Here is a 16,962-nt window from a genome sequence, read left to right on the forward strand (position 1 = left end):
GTGGGCGAGGGGCGGGGGCCGGCAGACGAGGGGCGGGGGCGGGCGGACGAGGGGCGGGTGGGCGAGCAGGGCGCGCGCGAAACACGATCGCAACGTCGGGGTCACAGCGGCGACACGGGGGCGCGGTTGACTTCCTGTCGAGCGATAGAAACCCCGGCAGCGACCGGACCAGCAGACGGAGCAGGCGCAGCATGACGACATCAGGCACCTCGACCACGGCGGGTGCGCGCGAGCACGCCCGCGCCCAGGAGGCGGCGGCCGCGAGCACGCGCCCCGCGCCGCCGGCGGACGTCTCCCCCGACGACCTGCGCTGGTCCGAGCGGATCGAGGGCGGCGGCTACGGCCACCGCGTCCTCGCCCGCGGCACGCACCTCCGCCTGACCGACGTCACCGGCGACGCGTGCGTCTCACTCCTGGTCTACAACGCGCTGGAGCCGCACGAGCGGCTGAACGTCGCGGACACCGTCAAGGTGCAGTGGCAGGTCTACACGGGCGCCGGCCAGCTGCTGCTCAGCGACCAGGGCCGCGTGCTCGCGAGCGTCGTCGCCGACGACTCCGGCCGCCACGACACGATCTACGGCACCACCGCGCTGGCGCGGAACGTCGAGCGCTACGGCGACGGCTCACCGCAGGGCCCGTCGCCGGCCGGTCGCGAGCTGCTGCTGCTCGGCGCGGCCAAGCACGGACTGGGGCGGCGCGATCTGCCGCCGAGCGTCTCGTACTTCCAGGGGGTGCGGATCCGCGAGGACGGCAGCCCGGAGTGGCTCGGCGGCGCCGGGCCCGGCCGCTCGGTGACGCTGCGGCTGGAGATGCCGGCGATCGTCCTGCTGGCGAACACCGCGCATCCGCTCGACCCGCGGCCGGAGTTCACTGTCGGCCCGGTCGACGTGCACGCCTGGGCGGGCGAGCCGGCGAGCGCCGACGAGCGCGCTGACACTCCGGAGGGCCGCCGCGCCTTCCTGCAGACCGACGAGTACCTGAGCGCGAGGGGCATCGCATGAGCACCACCGGCACCGACACGAGCACGACCAGCACGAGCACCACCACCGCCTACGGCACCGAGACCCACCGCGAGACCGTCGCCGCCCGCGCCCCCTGGTCGCGCCTCCTGAAGCGCGGCGAGTTCCTGACCATCGTCGACGTCGACGGCAACCAGGCCGTCGACTTCCTCGCCTACGACGCGGAGGACCGCACCGCCTACTCCGCGGCCGCGACCCTGCAGGCGCAGGAGACGGTGTACCTGGTCACCGGCTCGGTGCTCCGCGACGCCGAGCACCGCCCGCTGCTCACCGTCGTGGCGACCGACGTCGAGCGCCACGACACCCTCGGCGGCGCCTGCTCGAAGGAGAGCAACGCCCTTCGCTACGGCTTCCACACCACGGCGCAGCACGCCTGCGCCGAGAACTTCGTCGCCGAGCTCTCCCGGCACGGGATGGGCAAGCGCGACCAGGTCTCGAACGTGAACTGGTTCATGAACGTGCCGGTGGACCCGGACGGCGCGCTCGGGATCGTCGACGGCATCTCCTCCCCCGGCCTCAGCGTCACTCTGCGGGCCGAGCGGGACACCCTCGTCGTCGTCTCGAACTGCCCGCAGATCAACAACCCGTGCAACGGCTTCGACCCGTCGCGCGCGGAGATGATCGTGCACAGCGGCGAGAACGCGGGAACGGGCAGCGCATGACCTTCGACACCCTCCTCGTCGCCAACCGCGGCGAGATCGCGGTCCGCATCCTCCGCACCGCGAAGGCGATGGGCCTGCGCACGGTGGCGGTCTACTCCGACGCGGACCTCGGCGCCGCGCACGTCGCGCTCGCCGACGAGGCGGTGCGGCTCGGCCCGGCCCCTGCGGCGGACAGCTACCTGCGGATCGACCGGATCCTCGACGCCGCCGCGCAGACCGGCGCCGGCGCCATCCACCCGGGCTACGGCTTCCTCAGCGAGAACGCCGAGTTCGCGCGCGCCTGCGCGGCGGCCGGCATCGTCTTCGTCGGCCCGACCCCCGAGCAGCTGGAGGTGTTCGGCGCCAAGCACACCGCGCGCGACGCCGCCGAGCGCGCGGGCGTGCCGCTGCTGGCCGGCACCGGGCTGCTCGACGACGCCGACCACGCGGCCCGCGAGGCCGACCGCATCGGCTACCCGGTGATGCTCAAGGCGACGGCGGGCGGCGGCGGCATCGGCATGCGCGCCTGCCGCGACGAGGCCGAGCTGCGCGCCGCCTGGCGCGAGGTGCGGCGCCTGGCCGAGGCCGGCTTCTCCTCCGCCGGCGTGTTCCTGGAGCGGCTGGTCGAGCGCGCCCGGCACGTCGAGGTGCAGGTCTTCGGCGACGGCGCCGGCCGCGTCGTCTCGCTCGGCGACCGCGACTGCTCGCTGCAGCGCCGCAACCAGAAGGTGGTCGAGGAGAGCCCCGCCCCCGATCTGCCGGACGCCGTTCGCGAGCGCATCGCGGAGGCGTCGCGCCGGCTCTGCGCCGAGGCCGGCTACCGCAGCGCGGGCACGGTCGAGTACATCTACGACCCGGTCCGGCAGGAGGCGGCGTTCCTCGAGGTGAACACCCGCCTGCAGGTCGAGCACCCGGTGACGGAGTCGCGCTACGGCATCGACCTCGTCGAGTGGATGCTGCTGCTGGCGCAGGGCGAGACGGCGTTCCTCGACGCGGTCCCGGAGCCGAGCGGCGCGGCCGTCGAGGCGCGGGTCTACGCGGAGAACCCGGACCTCGGCAACGCGCCGAGCTCGGGCACCATCACCGGGCTGCAGTTCCCGGACGACGTCCGCGTCGACGGCTGGATCCGCCCCGGCGGCAACGTCTCCACCTCCTACGACCCGCTGCTCGCGAAGGTGATCGTCAGCGGCGCGACCCGCGAGGAGGCCTGGGCCGCGCTCGGCCGGGCGCTCGCCGCCACCCGCGTCGACGGCATCGCGACCAACGTCGGACTGCTGCGGGCCATCGCCGCCGAGCCCTCGGTGCTCGCGGCCGAGCACTCCACCGCGACCCTGGACGACCTGCGCGACGCGAGCCCGCGGGTCGAGGTGCTGAAGGGCGGGATGCTGACCACCGTGCAGGACGCGACCGGGCGCCTGGGCTACTGGCCGGTCGGCGTGCCGCCGTCGGGGCCGATGGATCCGCTCTCGTTCCGGCTCGGCAACACGGCGCTCGGCAACCCGGAGGACGCGCCGGGGCTCGAGATCACGATGACCGGGCCGACCCTCCGCTTCCACACCGCCACCCGCGTGGTGCTCACCGGGGCACCCGCGCCGGCGACCCTCGACGGCGCGCCGATCCCGCAGTGGGAGCCGGTCGCGGTGCCGGCCGGCGGCGTCCTCGCCATCGGCACGGCCGAGAGCGGCATGCGCATGTACCTGCTGGTCGAGGGCGGGCTCGACATCCCGCTCGTGCTCGGCTCGGCCAGCACCTTCGACCTCGGCGCGATCGGCGGGCACGCGGGGCGCGCGCTCGCCCCGGGCGACGTGCTCGGGCTGCGGACGCCGAGCGTCCCGAACACCGTGGCGATCGTGCCGGTGGAGGAGCGCCCCGCGTTCCCGCGCGCCTGGACGCTCGCCGCGCTCGAGGGCCCGCACGCCGCTCCGGAGTTCTTCACCGAGGACGACATGGCCGTCTTCTACGCCACCGACTGGGAGGTGCACTTCAACTCGGCGCGCACCGGCGTCCGCCTGCTCGGCCCGAAGCCGCACTGGGCCCGCGAGGACGGCGGCGAGGCCGGGCTGCACCCCTCCAACATCCACGACACCCCGTACGCGGTCGGCGCCGTCGACTACACCGGCGACCTGCCGATCCTGCTCGGACCCGACGGCCCGAGCCTCGGCGGCTTCACCTGCCCGGCGAGCGTCGCGACCGGCCACCTCTGGCGCCTCGGGCAGCTCCGCCCCGGCGACACGGTGCGCTTCGTGCCGGTCACCGCGGCGCAGGCGACCGGGCTGCTCGACGCTCCGCTCGACGAGCCCGCGGCCGGCCGCGCGGCGGTCGACGACCAGGGCGTGCTGCACCGCCGGCCCGCGCACGACGGCGATCCGTCGCTGGTGCTGCGCCGGAGCGGCGACGCGAACCTGCTCGTCGAGATCGGCGAGATGAGTCTCGACCTCGCCTCGCGGATGCGCGTGCACGCCATCGCCGAGACGCTGGAGAAGGCGGCGCTGCCCGGCGTGATCGAGCTGACCCCGGGCATCCGCTCGCTGCAGGTGCACTTCGACCCGCGGACGACCTCGACCGACGCGGTCGCCGAGGCGGTGCTCGCGGCCGAGGCGCTACTGCCCGCGACCGCCGACCTGCGTGTGCCGAGCCGCACCGTGCACCTGCCGCTGGCGTGGGACGACCCGTCGACGCGCGAGGCGATCCGCCGCTACATGGCCGGCGTCCGCGACGACGCGCCCTGGTGCCCGTGGAACATCGAGTTCATCCGCCGGATCAACGGCCTGGACAGCGTCGACGAGGTCTACCGCACGGTGTTCGAGGCCGAGTACCTGGTGCTCGGGCTCGGTGACGTCTACCTCGGCGCACCGGTCGCGACTCCGCTCGACCCGCGGCACCGGCTGGTGACCACCAAGTACAACCCGGCGCGCACCTGGACGCCGCAGAACGCCGTCGGCATCGGCGGCGCCTACCTCTGCATCTACGGGATGGAGGGGCCGGGCGGCTACCAGTTCGTCGGCCGCACGGTGCCGATCTGGTCGACGCACCACCAGGCCGGAGCGTTCGAGACCGGCGTGCCGTGGCTGCTGCGGTTCTTCGACCGCATCCGCTGGTACCCGGTGGAGCCGGACGAGCTGCTCGAGCTGCGCTCCGAGATGGCCGCGGGGCGCCTGCCGCTGCGGATCGAGGAGGGCGAGTTCGGGCTCGCGGAGTACCAGGAGTTCCTCGCGGAGAACGCGGAGTCGATCGCGGACTTCCGCGCGGTGCAGGCCGGGGCGTTCGGCGCCGAGCGCGCCGCCTGGGAGGCGTCGGGCGAGTTCGACCGCGTGGAGGCGGTGCCCGCGCCGCCCGCGTCCTCCGCCGTGGAGATCCCGGACGGCTGCGAGGGCGTCGAGGCGCCGTTCGTGGCGACCGTGTTCCGGATCGACGTGGCCGTGGGGGATGCGGTCTCGGCCGGGCAGACGCTGGTCGCCCTCGAGGCGATGAAGATGGAGGCGCCCGTGACGGCTCCGGCGGCCGGGCGCGTGGTCGCCGTGGTCGCCGAGGTCGGGGCGCACGTGGCCGCGGGCACGGTGCTCGTGGTGCTGGAGACGAGGGCCGAGCAGGCCGAGGAAGAGGACGCAGCATGATGGACGACCCCGCGCTGGACCCCGCGATTCAGGACCCCGCGGCGCACGTCGCCGAGCGCTACCGGCGGCTGGCCGCCCGGCCCGAGGCGTTCATCGCCCTGCGGCCCGAGGCCGAGGTGGCGGCCGAGCTGGCCGCCGTCGATCCGGCGCTCCCGCTCGCCGGGCTGCTGTTCGCGGTGAAGGGCAACATCGACGTCGCGGGACTGGAGACGACGGCAGCCTGCCCGGCGTTCGCGTCCGCGCCGGCCGAGGACGCGACCGTGGTGGCGCGGCTGCGCGCGGCGGGAGCCGTGGTGCTCGGCTCGGCCAACCTCGACCAGTTCGCGACGGGCCTCGTCGGCACCCGCTCCCCCTACGGCGCGGTGCGGCACGCGGTCGACCCGTCGCGGATCTCGGGCGGCTCGTCCTCCGGCTCCGCGGTCGCGGTGGCGCTCGGCGGCGCGGACTTCGCGCTCGGGACCGACACCGCGGGCTCCGGCCGGGTGCCGGCCGCGTTCCACGGGCTGGTCGGGCTGAAGCCGACCAAGGGCTGGGTCAGCGCCGCCGGCGTCGTGCCGGCCTGCCGGAGCCTGGACGTGGTGACGGTGATGGCGGCGGATCCCGCGATCGCCCGACGCGCGCTCGATGTCATGGCCGGGCCGGACTCGCGCGATCCGCTCAGCCGCAGCGGAGTCGCCGAGCCGTTCGCCTCGACGGCGCGGATCGGCGTCCCGCGGCCCGGGCAGCTCGGCGAGCTGGCGCCCGGCTGGGCCGAGGCGTTCGACGCCGAGGTCGCCCGCTGGGCCGAGGCGGGGGCGACGCTGGTCGAGCTCGACATCGAGGTGTTCCTCGAGACCGCGCGGATGCTCTACGACGGTGCCTTCGTAGCCGAGCGCTACGCGGCGGTCGGCGAGTTCGTCGACGCGCACCCCGACGAGGTGGACCCGGTGGTCGGCGGCATCGTCTCGCGCTCGCGGGAGCTGCCGGCCTGGAAGCTCTTCCAGGACCAGGAGCGGCTCGACCGCGCGCGGGTCGCCTCGGACGCCGTGTTCGAGCGGATCGACGCGCTGCTGCTGCCGACGACGACCGAGCACCCGACGCTCGCGGCCGTCGCCGCCGACCCGATCGGCGTCAACTCGCGGCTCGGGCGCTTCACCAACTTCGCGAACCTGCTCGACCTGGCCGCCGTCGCCTACCCCGCCGGAGTCGTCGACGGGCTGCCGTTCGGCGTGCAGCTGATCGGGCCCGCGTTCACCGACCACCAGCTCGCCGATCTCGTCTGGAGCCGCTCATGAGCACCGCCGCCGCGAGCACCGTCCTCCTCGCCGTCGCCGGCGCGCACCTGCGCGACCAGCCGCTGCACCACCAGCTCACGGATCGCGACGCGGAGTTCGTCGAGGCGACCACGACGAGCGCCGACTACCGCCTCTACGCGCTGTCGACCGTGCCGCCGAAGCCCGGCGTCGTGCGCGTCGCCGAGGGCGGCGCGGCGCTCGAGGTCGAGGTCTACCGGCTGACGGAGGCCGCGTTCGGCTCGTTCGTCGCGGCGCTCCCGCAGCCGATGGCCATCGGCTCCGTCTCCCTCGCCGACGGCTCGCTCGTCAGCGGCTTCCTCGTCGAGCCGATCGCCCTCGCCGGCGCGGACGACATCACCGCCTTCGGCGGCTGGCGCGCCTACCTCACCCGCTGACGCGCGCCCTTCCCAGCTGGTCGAGTAGCTGGAGCGCGTTCCAAGCTGGTCGAGTAGCGCGAAGCGCGTTCCCTGCTGGTCGAGTAGCGCGGAGCGCGTATCGAGACCCGCCCACCGGACGACGGTGGATCTCGATACGCCCTCTCCGAGGGCTACTCGATCAGCATGAAGTGCGCCCGCTCCGCGGGCTCCTCTTTCAGCCTGGAGAGGCGCGCCTCATGCTGGTCGAGTAGCGCGAAGCGCGTATCGAGACCCACCCACCGAACGATGGTGGATCTCGATACGCCCGCTGCGCGGGCTACTCGATCAGCATGGAGTGCGCCCGCTCCGCGGGCTCCTCTTTCCGCCTGGCTTTCCGCGTCTCGAGACCCGCGCCTCACGCAGCGGCTAGATCGTCGGGAGGAGGATCTCGCGGACGAGGGCGTCGAGGCGGGCGTCGGCGTCGAGGAACTGGCGGAGGGTGCGTCGGGTGGCGCCGAACGAGCCGAACTCGTCGACGGTCATGCCGTCCTCGAAGTAGGCGCGGCGGAACTCGGGCAGCTCGAGCAGCGCGGCCAGGATCTCGGCGGGGACGGGGACGTCGATCTGCGCCGGGTCGACCTCGATGCGGTTCTCGTGGATCAGCAGCTGCCACTCGAACGGCGGCGAGACGACGAGGTCGCCGCCCACCAGCTCCGACCACTGCAGGTGGTTGCGGAACGCGGCCGAGAGGATGCGCGAGCGGTAGCCGCGCTCCCGGAAGATCCGGTACGCCTCCTTGAGCGCCGCGACGCCCGCCCAGTCGAGGTGGCCGGGCTGCACGAGGCGGCGGTCGGCCGCGACCGACGCCTTGATCCAGTCGTCGAGGCGCCCGCCCATGATGGTGACGACGGAGCCGAACTCGTGGTCCGGCAGCCCCTCGGCCGCGCGGCGGTCGAAGCCGCGCTCGATCGCCTCGGCGACGGCCACGGCCTGCGCGACGGTGAACGACACCGTCGCGTTGATGCTGACGCCGCGGTAGGTCGCCTCCTCGATCGCGCGGATGCCGATCGCCGTCGCGGGGATCTTCACGATGATGTTCTCCGCGAGCCCCGAGAAGTGCACGGCCTGCGCGACGAGCGCGTCGGCGTCGCGGTGCAGCCGCGGGTCGGTCTGCACCGAGAGGCGCCCGTCCCGTCCGCCGCTCGCGCGGAACGCGGGGAGCAGCAGCTCGGCCGCCTCGATCGACATCTGCTCGATGGCCAGCCAGCCGAGCTCGCTCTCCCCCGCAGTGGGGTGCTGCTCGGCGAGCGCCGCGATCCGCGGACCCCAGACGTCGAGGTGCTTCTCGATCGTGGTCAGCGCGATCACCGGGTTGCAGGTCGCGCCGACCGCGCCGAACGCGATCGACCGGCCGAGCTCCTCGAGGTCCGCGGAGTCGTTCCAGAGGCTGGTCGCCGTCGCGGCTCCGGCGCGCAGCGGCTCGTACGGGGCGGTCGCTGCGTCGGCGGTCACGGTGGCGCTCATGGTCTTCTCCAGGGGACGGGGCGCGTCGGCGCCGGTGGCAATGGTGCTCATTCTAGGCGGATTCTGTATAAATGTCCTGACATTAGGGCAGGCCTTTCCCGCCAGGCGCTCAGCCCAGCAGCGGCTTCTGCGCCGCCCGCTGCCGCGTGTACTCCTCGAACGCCCGCTGCGTGCTCGGCAGCTCGGACACCTCGGCGACGGGCACGTCCCACCAGCCCTCGCCGCTCGGCGCGTAGAGCAGCGGGTCGCTGTTGATGTGGATGAGGGTCGTGCGGTCGGACGCCTTCGCGGCGGCCACCGCGGCGCGCAGGTCGTCGATCGAGGACCCGCTCGGCGCCACCTCGATCACGTCGACGCCGTAGCTGCGCGCGTTCGCGGCGAGATCGAGCGGGATCTCGCGGTCGTCGAGCCCGCGGTACTGCGTGCCGTAGCGGCCGGAGCCGACGGTCTCGGAGAGGTGCCCGATCGAGGCGTAGCCGTGGTTCTGGATCAGCACCACGATGATCTTCAGTCCCTCGGCCACCGCGGTCACCAGCTCGGTGTGCAGCATCAGGTAGGAGCCGTCGCCGACCATGACGACGACGTCGCGGTCCGAGCCCGACGCCTCCGCCCCGCGCTTGACGCCGAGGCCGCCGGCGATCTCGTAGCCCATGCAGGAGAAGGCGTACTCGACGTGGTAGCCGAGGCTGTCGCGCACCCGCCAGAGCTTGTGCAGGTCGCCGGGCAGCGAGCCGGCCGCCTGCACGACGACGTCCTCGGGGTCGGTCGCGGACTGCACCGCACCGATGATCTCGGCCTGGCCGGGCAGCGCGAGTCCGGAGGGGGCGAACGAGGCGTCGACCGCGGCGTCCCACTCCGCCTTCTCGCGGCGGAGGCGCTCGGCGTACTCCTCGGAGACGTGGAACCGGCTCAGCTGCTCGCGCAGCGCCACCAGCGCCTCGCGGGCGTCGGCGATGATCGGCAGGCGGCTGCCGTGCTTGTAGGCGTCGAACGCGGCGACGTTGATGTTCACGAACACGACGCCGTCGTTCTGGAACACGGTGCGGCTCGCGGTGGTGAAGTCGCTGTAGCGCGTGCCGATGCCGATGACGACGTCGGCGTCGGCCGCGAGGCGGTTCGCGGCGGTGGAGCCGGTGGCGCCGATCCCGCCGAGGTACTGCGGGTGGTCCCAGGCGAGGGCACCGCCGCCGGCCTGGGTGGTGGCGACGGGGACGCCGGTGGCCTCGGCGAACGCGCGCAGCGCCTCCTCGGCGCCGGAGTAGATCACGCCGCCGCCTGCGACGACGATCGGATTCCGCGCGGCGGCGATCGCGGCGACCGCGCGCTCGAGCGGGCCGCGCTCCGGGACCGGGCGGCGCAGGTGCCACTCGCGCTCCTCGAGGAAGGCGACGGGGACGTCGAGCACCTCGGCCTGGACGTCCTCGGGCAGGGCGATGGTGACGGCGCCGGTCTCCGCCGGGTCGGTCAGCACGCGCAGCGCCGCGAGGGCGATCGAGTACAGCTGCTCCGGCCGCTGCACGCGGTCGAAGAAGCGCGAGAGCGGCCGGAACGCGTCGTTGACGGTGATGCCGATGTCGTGCGGCAGCTCGAGCTGCTGCAGGACCGGATCGGCGACGCGGGTCGCGAAGGTGTCGCTGGGCAGCAGCAGCGCCGGGAGCCGGTTCGCGGTCGCGAGGGCGGCGCCGGTGAGCATGTTGGCGGCGCCCGGTCCGACGGAGGCGGCGCTGGCGTAGGTCGCGAGGCGACGGTGCATCCGGGCGTAGCCGACGGCCTGGTGCACCATCGCCTGCTCGTTGCGCGCCTGGTGGTAGGGCATCAGGGTCGGGTCGAGGGCGTTCGCCTGCGCGAGCGCCTGCCCGATGCCGGCGACGTTGCCGTGCCCGAAGATGCCGAACATCCCCGGGATCGTGCGCTCGCGGTGGTCGCCGTCCACGGTCCACTGCCGGGCGAGGAACTCGACGAGCGCCTGGCTCACGGTCATCCGCTGGGTCTTGTCGGCCATCAGTGCTGTCCTCCGGTGGTGCTGGGTGTGCTGTCGGTCGTGTCTGTGCTGGTCGTGCTGTCGGGCGTGTACGGGAGTCGGGGGTCGATGTCCTGGTCGTCCCAGGTGCTGCGGATCCAGCCGTGCGCCGGATGGTCGCTGATCAGCCAGGCGCGCTCCTCGCCCGGGCCGGCCATCACGTTGAGGTAGTAGAGGTCGTAGCCCGGCGCCGCGACGGCGGGGCCGTGGTAGCCGAACGGGACGAGGGCGATGTCGCCGGTGCGCACCGTCGCGTCGATCGCGATCTCGCCCGCGGGCGACGTGGAGGTGCTGAACATCCCGAACGGCTCCGCGCTCGCGGGCGCCTCGACGCCGCGGCTGACGGCGGTCTCGAAGTAGTAGATCTCCTCGAGCCGCGACTCGTGGCCGGGGACGTCCTCGTCGTGCTTGTGCGCGGGGTAGCTCGACCAGTTCTCGGCGGGAGTGATCACCTCGCAGACGATGAAGCGGTCGGCCTCGAGCGCGGCCGGCGTGCCGAAGTTGTGCACCTGCCGGCTGGAGCGGCCGGCACCGCGGAGCTCGACGGGGATCTCCGCGCGCGGGATGTAGCGGCTCGGGTGCGCGGTCGCGGCGGGGGCCTCCGCGATCGCGACGCGGCCCTCCCCCGACACCGTCGCGGAGGACAGCATCGAGAGGTAGAGCACGTCGCTCGGGCCGTCGAAGACCGAGGCCCGGCCCGCGAGGACGGTGGTCTCCGCGGTGCCGTCGGCCTCGTGCCGGACGGTGAAGGAGCCGGCGAGCGGGACGACGAGGCGCTCGAGGCCCGCGGCGGGGAGCGCGAGCTCGACGCCGGGGGCCAGGTCCGCGACACGGAGTCCGGTGTGCTGCCAGCCGGGCAGGCCGGCGTCGACGACGGACTCCCAGCCGTCGCGGGCGAGCGCGCCCCGCGGGAACAGCCACTCGTTGTGCGTGGTCATCTCGGGCCTTCCGTCGTGTCTCGGGGGGGGTGCTGGCGGGGCGGGTCTCGATACGCCGCCTGCGGCGGCTACTCGACCAGCATGTGAGCCCGATGCGTCTGCGCGAGGGTGGAGCGCAACCGGTGAATCGCGTGCCAGCGATTCGACGTGCGCGGACGCAGGACGCTCTGCGGAACGCTCCCCCTTCGCGAAGCCGACCGCGGCCGAGCGACGACGAAGGAGGAGCGAGGCACAACGGCTCAGTTCTGAGGGAAACCCAGGTTGATGCCGCCGTGCGACGGGTCGAGCCAGCGGCTCGTGATCGCCTTCTGCTGCGTGAAGAACCGCACGCCCTCAGCGCCGTGGGCCTTCGTGTCGCCGAACAGCGACGACTTCCAGCCGCCGAACGAGAACGTCGCCACGGGCACCGGGATCGGCACGTTGATGCCGATCATCCCGACCTCGACCTCGTTCTGGAAGCGACGGGCGGCCCCGCCGTCGTTCGTGAAGATCGCCGTGCCGTTGCCGAACGCACCGGTGTTGATCAGCTCGACGCCCTCCTCGTAGGAGGCGACGCGGACGATCGAGAGCACCGGTCCGAAGATCTCCTCGGTGTAGGCGCGCGACGTCGTCGGCACCCTGTCGAGCAGCGTCGGGCCGAGCCAGAAGCCGTTCTCGTCGCCGTCGACCTCGATCCCGCGGCCGTCGATGACGACCTCGGCGCCGTCCTGCTCGGCGATGCCGATGTAGGACGCGACCTTGTCGCGGTGCGCCTCGGTGACCAGGGGTCCCATGTCGCAGCCGCGGCGCCCGTCGCCGATGCGCAGCTGCGACGCGCGCTCCTGGATCTTGGTGATCAGCTCGTCCGCGACCGGCTCGACCGCGACGACGACCGAGATCGCCATGCAGCGCTCCCCCGCGGAGCCGAAGCCCGCGTTGATCGCCGAGTCCGCGACCAGGTCGAGGTCCGCGTCGGGCAGCACCAGCATGTGGTTCTTCGCGCCGCCGAGGGCCTGGACGCGCTTGCCGTGCTTCGTCCCGGTCTCGTAGACGTACTGGGCGATCGGGGTGGAGCCGACGAACGAGATCGAGCGGACGTCGGGCGAGGTCAGCAGCCCGTCGACGGCCTGCTTGTCGCCGTTGAGCACGGTGAAGACGCCGTCGGGCAGGCCGGCCTCCTTCCACAGCTTCGCGAGCCAGATCGCCGCGGTCGGGTCCTTCTCGGAGGGCTTGAGGATGACGGTGTTGCCGGCCGCGATCGCGATCGGGAAGAACCACATCGGCACCATCGCCGGGAAGTTGAACGGCGAGATGATCCCCACCACGCCGAGCGGCTGCTTCGTCGAGTACACGTCGACGCCGGTCGAGACCTGCTCCGAGTACTCGCCCTTGAGGTGGTGCGCGAGGCCGGTCGCGAACTCCACGACCTCCTGGCCGCGGGTGATCTCGCCGAGCGCGTCGGAGATCACCTTGCCGTGCTCCGAGGTGATGATCTCGGCCAGCTCGCCCTTCTTCGCCTCCAGCAGCTCGCGGAAGGAGAAGAGGATCTGCTGGCGCTTGGCGAGCGACAGGTCGCGCCAGGCCGGGAACGCGGCCTTGGCCGAGGCGATCGCGGCGGCGATCTCGTCGGCGTCGGCCAGGGCGACCTCCTTGGTCGCGACGCCCAGCGCCGGGTCGTAGACCGGCGCGGTGCGGCCGGAGGCCGACGGCGACTCGCGCCCGTCGATCCAGTGCGGGACGACGGCGAGCTGGTGGAGCGGGGTGGTGCCGATGGTCTCGGACATGGTTCCTGTTCTCTTCTCGTAGGGGATGCGGTCAGCCGTGCACGAGCGCGGCAGCGGTGTCGACCGCCGCCGCGACGTCGCCGTCGGCCGGGTAGAGGAGCGTGCGGCCGACGACGAGCCCGCGGACGCCGGGCAGCGCGAGGGCCGCGCCCCACGCCGCGTAGGTCTCGTCCGGGCGGCCGGCGGGGTCGCCGCCGAGCAGCAGCGTCGGCAGCGTGGTCGCGGCCATCACCCGCTCCATCTCGGGGACGACGGGCAGCTTCAGCCAGGTGCAGGCCGAGGACGAGCCGAGCCCGGAGGCGATCGCGATCGAGGTGATCACGGCGTCGGCGGAGAGGTCGTTGACGACGGCGCCGTCGACCCACTCGCTCAGGAACGGCTCGAGCATGATCGGCAGGCGGGCCGCCGCGGCCGCGGTCACGGCCGCCGCGTTGGCCTCGAGCGTCGCGACCGAGCCGGCGTCGGCGAGGTTGATCCGCAGCAGCGTCTTCGCGAAGTCGAGGCCGTCGCGGACGATCCCGTCGATGTCGTAGCCGGTGAAGCGGTCGTCCATCTCGAAGGACGCGCCGCGCAGGCCGCCCCGGTTCATCGATCCGACGACGACCTTGTCGTCGAGCAGCCCGAGGAGCGCGAGGTCGTCGATGATGTCGGGGGTGCCGAGCACGCCGTCGACACCGGGACGCGAGAGCGCGGTGGCGAGGCGGTCGAGCAGCTCGTAGCGGTCCGCCATCGCCATCGCGTCGCCGCGCACGCCGAGCGCGCCGCGGGCGGGGTGGTCCGCGGCGACGAGCAGGAGCCGGCCGTCCCCGCCGAGCAGCGGCCGGCGGCGGCGGCCGGCGAGCGCCCGCGCGACGGCGGCCGGGTCCTCGGCGCGGAGCCGGCGCAGCTCCGCGAAGTCGCGATCAGAGCGTGACATCGGTGCGCTCCTCCAGGAAGGCCTCGACCTCGGCCGTGGTGGGCATCGCCGTCGAGCACTCGCGCCGCGAGGCGACGATCGCGCCGGCGACGTTCGCGAAGCGGAGGATCCGCTCCAGGTCCCAGCCCTCGACCAGCCCGTGGATGAGCGCGCCGCCGAAGCTGTCCCCGGCGCCGAGGCCGTTGACGACCTGCACCGGGAAGGGCGCGACCTGGACCGTCTCGGAGCGGGTCTTCGCGAGGACGCCGCGCGGCCCCTGCTTGACGATCGCGAGCTCGACGCCCCGGTCGAGCAGCGCGTCGGCCGCCCGCGACGGGTCGGTCTCGCCGACGGCGACCTCGCACTCCTCGCGGTTGCCGACCGCGACGGTGACCCACTCCAGCGCCTTGGCGACCTCCTGCGAGGCTCGCTCCGGCGAGCGCCAGAACATCGGCCGGTAGTCAAGGTCCAGCACGGTGAACGGGCGGCGGGCGCGCGCCTGCCAGGCCACGAAGTGCGCCGACCGGCTGGGCTCCTCCGTGAGCCCCGTGACGGTCGACCAGTAGACCGTCGCCCGCTCGATCGCGTCGAGGTCGAGCGACTGCGCGGTGATCGCCAGGTCGGGCGCCTTGGGCTTGCGGTAGAAGTACAGCGGGAAGTCGTCCGGCGGGAGGATCTCGCAGAACGTCACCGGGGTGGCCAGCTCGGGCTCGGTGCCGACGAACTCGTCGGAGACGCCGAGCCGGACCAGCTCGCGCTTCACGTAGCGGCCGAACGGGTCGTCGCCCGCCCGCGAGATCAGCGCGGCGGAGTGCCCGTGCCGGGCGGCCGCGATGGCGACGTTGGCGGCGCTGCCGCCGAGGTACTTGCCGAAGGTCTCGACGTCCTCGAGCCCGACGCCGTCCTGCAGCGGGTAGATGTCGACCCCGACGCGGCCGATGGTCAGCACGTCGTAGGGCGCGTCCGTCACTCCGGCCTCGCGGCGGCCTCGTGCGCGACCTCGGCGGTGACCGCGGAGTCGGGCATCGAGCGCTCGAGCTCGTGAGCGAGGGAGGCGAGCTCGGCGCCGCCGGCCATCAGGCTGGTCAGCTCGCCGAGGCTGATCTCGCTCTTCTCGAAGTTGCCGAGGCTGGTGCCGCGGTTCAGGAGGAGGAAGCGGTCGCCGACCGGGTAGGCGTGGTGCGGGTTGTGGGTGATGAAGACCACGCCGAGCCCGGCGTCGCGGGAGCGGGCGATGTACTTGAGCACCACGCCCGACTGCTTGACGCCGAGCGCCGCGGTCGGCTCGTCGAGGATCAGCACGCGGGCGCCGAAGTAGACCGCGCGGGCGATCGCGACGCACTGGCGCTCGCCTCCGGAGAGCGTGCCGATCGGCTGGTCGACGTCGCGCAGGTCGATGCCCATGCTCGCCAGCTCGCTCTGCGTGACCTCCTTCATCCGCTTCACGTCCAGGCGGCGCAGCGGCCCGCGCCCCTTGGTGATCTCGGAGCCGAGGAAGAAGTTGCGCCAGACCGGCATCAGCGGCACGACGGCGAGGTCCTGGTAGACCGTCGCGATCCCCGCCTGCAGCGCCGCGCGCGGCGACGAGAAGGTGACCGGAGATCCGTCGAGGAGCAGCTCTCCCTCGGAGGGGGTGTGCGCGCCGGCGAGCATCTTGATGAAGGTCGACTTGCCGGCGCCGTTGTCGCCGAGGACGCAGGTCACCTGGCCTGCGTTGACCGTGGTCGAGACTCCGGCGAGCGCGTTGACGGCGCCGTAGCTCTTGCCGATGTCGCGGACCTCGACGATCGTCGTGCCCACCGGGGTGCGGGGCGCGGCCGGCCGTCCGGTCGAGGGGCCGCTCGTCGTGTCGGCGCTCATCGCCCGCCTCCTGCTCGTGTCCGGACGAAGTTGTTGAGGAGCACCGCGGCGAGCAGCATGCCGCCGAGGACGGTGCGCAGCCAGTTGGTGTCCCACTGGGCGAAGGTGATGCCCTGGAAGACCATCCCGTAGATCAGCGCGCCGAGGGCGGCGCCGATCGCCGAGCCGTAGCCGCCGGTCATCAGGCAGCCGCCGACGACCGCGCAGATGATGTAGATGAACTCCTGGCCGACGCCGGTGTTCGCCTGCACCGTCGAGGTGCGGAAGAACGAGATCATGCCGACGAGCCAGGCGGCGCCGGCGGTCCCCATGAAGAGGCCGATCTTGGTCTTCAGCACGGGGACGCCGACCTGGCGGGACGAGGTCTGCGCCCCGCCGACGGCGAAGATCCAGTTGCCGGCGCGGGTGCGCAGCAGGATCCAGGTGGCCACGGCCGCCACGACGAACCACCAGAGCACCGAGACGTAGAAGGTGCCGCCGCCGATGCCGGCCGACGAGCCGAACAGCGGCTGGATGCCGTCGTAGCCCGGGACCTTAGTCATGCCCTGGATCGCGACCTGGCCAGTGATGATCTTCGTCACCGCCAGGTCGATGCCGGCGAGGGCGAAGAAGGTGCCGAGCGTCACGATGAAGCTCGGCAGCCCGGTCTTCATCACCAGGATGCCATTGAGGGCGCCCACGCCGAGGCAGACGATCAGCGAGACGAAGACCGCCACCCAGATGCTGAGTCCGTAGTGGGTGGTCAGGATCCCGACGATGAGGGCGGAGAAGCCCGTCATCACGCCGGCGGAGAGGTCGAACTCGCCGCCGATCATCAGCAGCGCCACGGCGACGGCCATGATCCCGAAGGTCGAGGCCGACTCCAGCCAGACCCCGGCGCCGGCGAAGCTCAGGAACTGCGGGGTGTAGAGGGAGAAGAACACGAGCACGGCGAGGGCGGCGACGAACGCGCCGGTCTCGGGCCGGGCCAGGATCTTGCGGAGCGGACGGCGCTCGAGGCGGGGCCTCGTCGCGATCGTCACGATGTCTGTGGTCGTCACTGCTGACTCCTGTCGGGG

13 protein-coding genes are annotated in these 16,962 nt (G+C 73.1%); 5 read left to right on the top strand and 8 right to left on the bottom strand.

Annotated elements, in window-relative coordinates:
* Positions 1–191 precede the first annotated feature (191 nt).
* Genes MT353_RS13315 through MT353_RS13335 form a run of 5 tightly spaced genes read left to right on the top strand, consistent with a single transcriptional unit; the run spans position 192 to position 6,943 of the window.
* Entirely contained in the window at positions 192–1,001 is an 810-nt protein-coding gene (locus MT353_RS13315) for an urea amidolyase associated protein UAAP1 (protein ID WP_243624783.1), read from the top strand.
* Entirely contained in the window at positions 998–1,681 is a 684-nt protein-coding gene (locus MT353_RS13320) for an urea amidolyase associated protein UAAP2 (protein ID WP_243624784.1), read from the top strand. The genes MT353_RS13315 and MT353_RS13320 overlap by 4 nt, the downstream gene beginning before the upstream one ends.
* The gene (gene uca, locus MT353_RS13325) at positions 1,678–5,274 is read left to right on the top strand and encodes an urea carboxylase (protein ID WP_243624785.1); all 3,597 of its coding nucleotides are present in this window, start codon (positions 1,678–1,680) and stop codon (positions 5,272–5,274) included. The genes MT353_RS13320 and uca overlap by 4 nt, the downstream gene beginning before the upstream one ends.
* Entirely contained in the window at positions 5,271–6,548 is a 1,278-nt protein-coding gene (gene atzF, locus MT353_RS13330; RefSeq protein WP_243599602.1) for an allophanate hydrolase, read from the top strand. The genes uca and atzF overlap by 4 nt, the downstream gene beginning before the upstream one ends.
* Positions 6,545–6,943 (top strand): hypothetical protein, encoded by a 399-nt coding sequence (locus tag MT353_RS13335; RefSeq protein WP_243624786.1) that lies wholly within the window; start codon positions 6,545–6,547, stop codon positions 6,941–6,943. Before atzF ends, MT353_RS13335 begins: the two co-directional genes overlap by 4 nt.
* Before the next feature lie 387 nt (positions 6,944–7,330).
* On the opposite strand, the gene MT353_RS13340 is transcribed toward MT353_RS13335, so the two are convergent.
* From MT353_RS13340 to MT353_RS13375, 8 genes are all read right to left on the bottom strand, one after another.
* Positions 7,331–8,479 carry a transaldolase family protein gene (locus MT353_RS13340; protein ID WP_243624787.1) on the bottom strand — a complete coding sequence of 383 codons (1,149 nt, stop codon included), beginning with the start codon at positions 8,477–8,479 and terminating at the stop codon, positions 7,331–7,333.
* A gap of 58 nt (positions 8,480–8,537) precedes the next feature.
* Positions 8,538–10,430, bottom strand: a complete 1,893-nt coding sequence (gene iolD, locus MT353_RS13345) for a 3D-(3,5/4)-trihydroxycyclohexane-1,2-dione acylhydrolase (decyclizing) (RefSeq protein ID WP_243624788.1) — start codon at positions 10,428–10,430, stop codon at positions 8,538–8,540.
* The gene (gene iolB / locus MT353_RS13350) at positions 10,430–11,386 is read right to left on the bottom strand and encodes a 5-deoxy-glucuronate isomerase (RefSeq protein WP_243624789.1); all 957 of its coding nucleotides are present in this window, start codon (positions 11,384–11,386) and stop codon (positions 10,430–10,432) included. The genes iolD and iolB overlap by 1 nt, the downstream gene beginning before the upstream one ends.
* Before the next feature lie 239 nt (positions 11,387–11,625).
* A complete protein-coding gene (locus tag MT353_RS13355; protein ID WP_243624790.1) occupies positions 11,626–13,149 on the bottom strand; it encodes a CoA-acylating methylmalonate-semialdehyde dehydrogenase in 1,524 nt (507 codons plus the stop codon).
* Between the two features lie 31 nt (positions 13,150–13,180).
* A complete protein-coding gene (locus MT353_RS13360; RefSeq protein WP_243624791.1) occupies positions 13,181–14,065 on the bottom strand; it encodes a deoxyribose-phosphate aldolase in 885 nt (294 codons plus the stop codon).
* The gene (gene iolC / locus MT353_RS13365) at positions 14,052–15,014 is read right to left on the bottom strand and encodes a 5-dehydro-2-deoxygluconokinase (protein ID WP_243599595.1); all 963 of its coding nucleotides are present in this window, start codon (positions 15,012–15,014) and stop codon (positions 14,052–14,054) included. The genes MT353_RS13360 and iolC overlap by 14 nt, the downstream gene beginning before the upstream one ends.
* Entirely contained in the window at positions 15,011–15,904 is an 894-nt protein-coding gene (locus MT353_RS13370) for an ATP-binding cassette domain-containing protein (protein WP_243615722.1), read from the bottom strand. The genes iolC and MT353_RS13370 overlap by 4 nt, the downstream gene beginning before the upstream one ends.
* Positions 15,901–16,944 carry an ABC transporter permease gene (locus MT353_RS13375; RefSeq protein ID WP_243624792.1) on the bottom strand — a complete coding sequence of 348 codons (1,044 nt, stop codon included), beginning with the start codon at positions 16,942–16,944 and terminating at the stop codon, positions 15,901–15,903. Before MT353_RS13375 ends, MT353_RS13370 begins: the two co-directional genes overlap by 4 nt.
* Positions 16,945–16,962: the final 18 nt, after the last annotated feature.

Source organism: Rathayibacter sp. VKM Ac-2927 (assembly GCF_022815525.1).
Taxonomy (GTDB): Bacteria; Actinomycetota; Actinomycetes; order Actinomycetales; family Microbacteriaceae; genus Rathayibacter; species Rathayibacter festucae.

Coding starts and splice junctions, on each gene's coding strand:
- iolB (WP_243624789.1), bottom strand. CDS start 11,386: ATGACCACGCACAACGAGTGGCTGTTCCCGCGGGGCGCGCTCGCCCGC.
- MT353_RS13320 (WP_243624784.1), top strand. CDS start 998: ATGAGCACCACCGGCACCGACACGAGCACGACCAGCACGAGCACCACC.
- MT353_RS13315 (WP_243624783.1), top strand. CDS start 192: ATGACGACATCAGGCACCTCGACCACGGCGGGTGCGCGCGAGCACGCC.
- MT353_RS13340 (WP_243624787.1), bottom strand. CDS start 8,479: ATGAGCACCATTGCCACCGGCGCCGACGCGCCCCGTCCCCTGGAGAAG.
- MT353_RS13335 (WP_243624786.1), top strand. CDS start 6,545: ATGAGCACCGCCGCCGCGAGCACCGTCCTCCTCGCCGTCGCCGGCGCG.
- MT353_RS13355 (WP_243624790.1), bottom strand. CDS start 13,149: ATGTCCGAGACCATCGGCACCACCCCGCTCCACCAGCTCGCCGTCGTC.
- atzF (WP_243599602.1), top strand. CDS start 5,271: ATGATGGACGACCCCGCGCTGGACCCCGCGATTCAGGACCCCGCGGCG.
- MT353_RS13360 (WP_243624791.1), bottom strand. CDS start 14,065: ATGTCACGCTCTGATCGCGACTTCGCGGAGCTGCGCCGGCTCCGCGCC.
- iolD (WP_243624788.1), bottom strand. CDS start 10,430: ATGGCCGACAAGACCCAGCGGATGACCGTGAGCCAGGCGCTCGTCGAG.
- MT353_RS13370 (WP_243615722.1), bottom strand. CDS start 15,904: ATGAGCGCCGACACGACGAGCGGCCCCTCGACCGGACGGCCGGCCGCG.
- uca (WP_243624785.1), top strand. CDS start 1,678: ATGACCTTCGACACCCTCCTCGTCGCCAACCGCGGCGAGATCGCGGTC.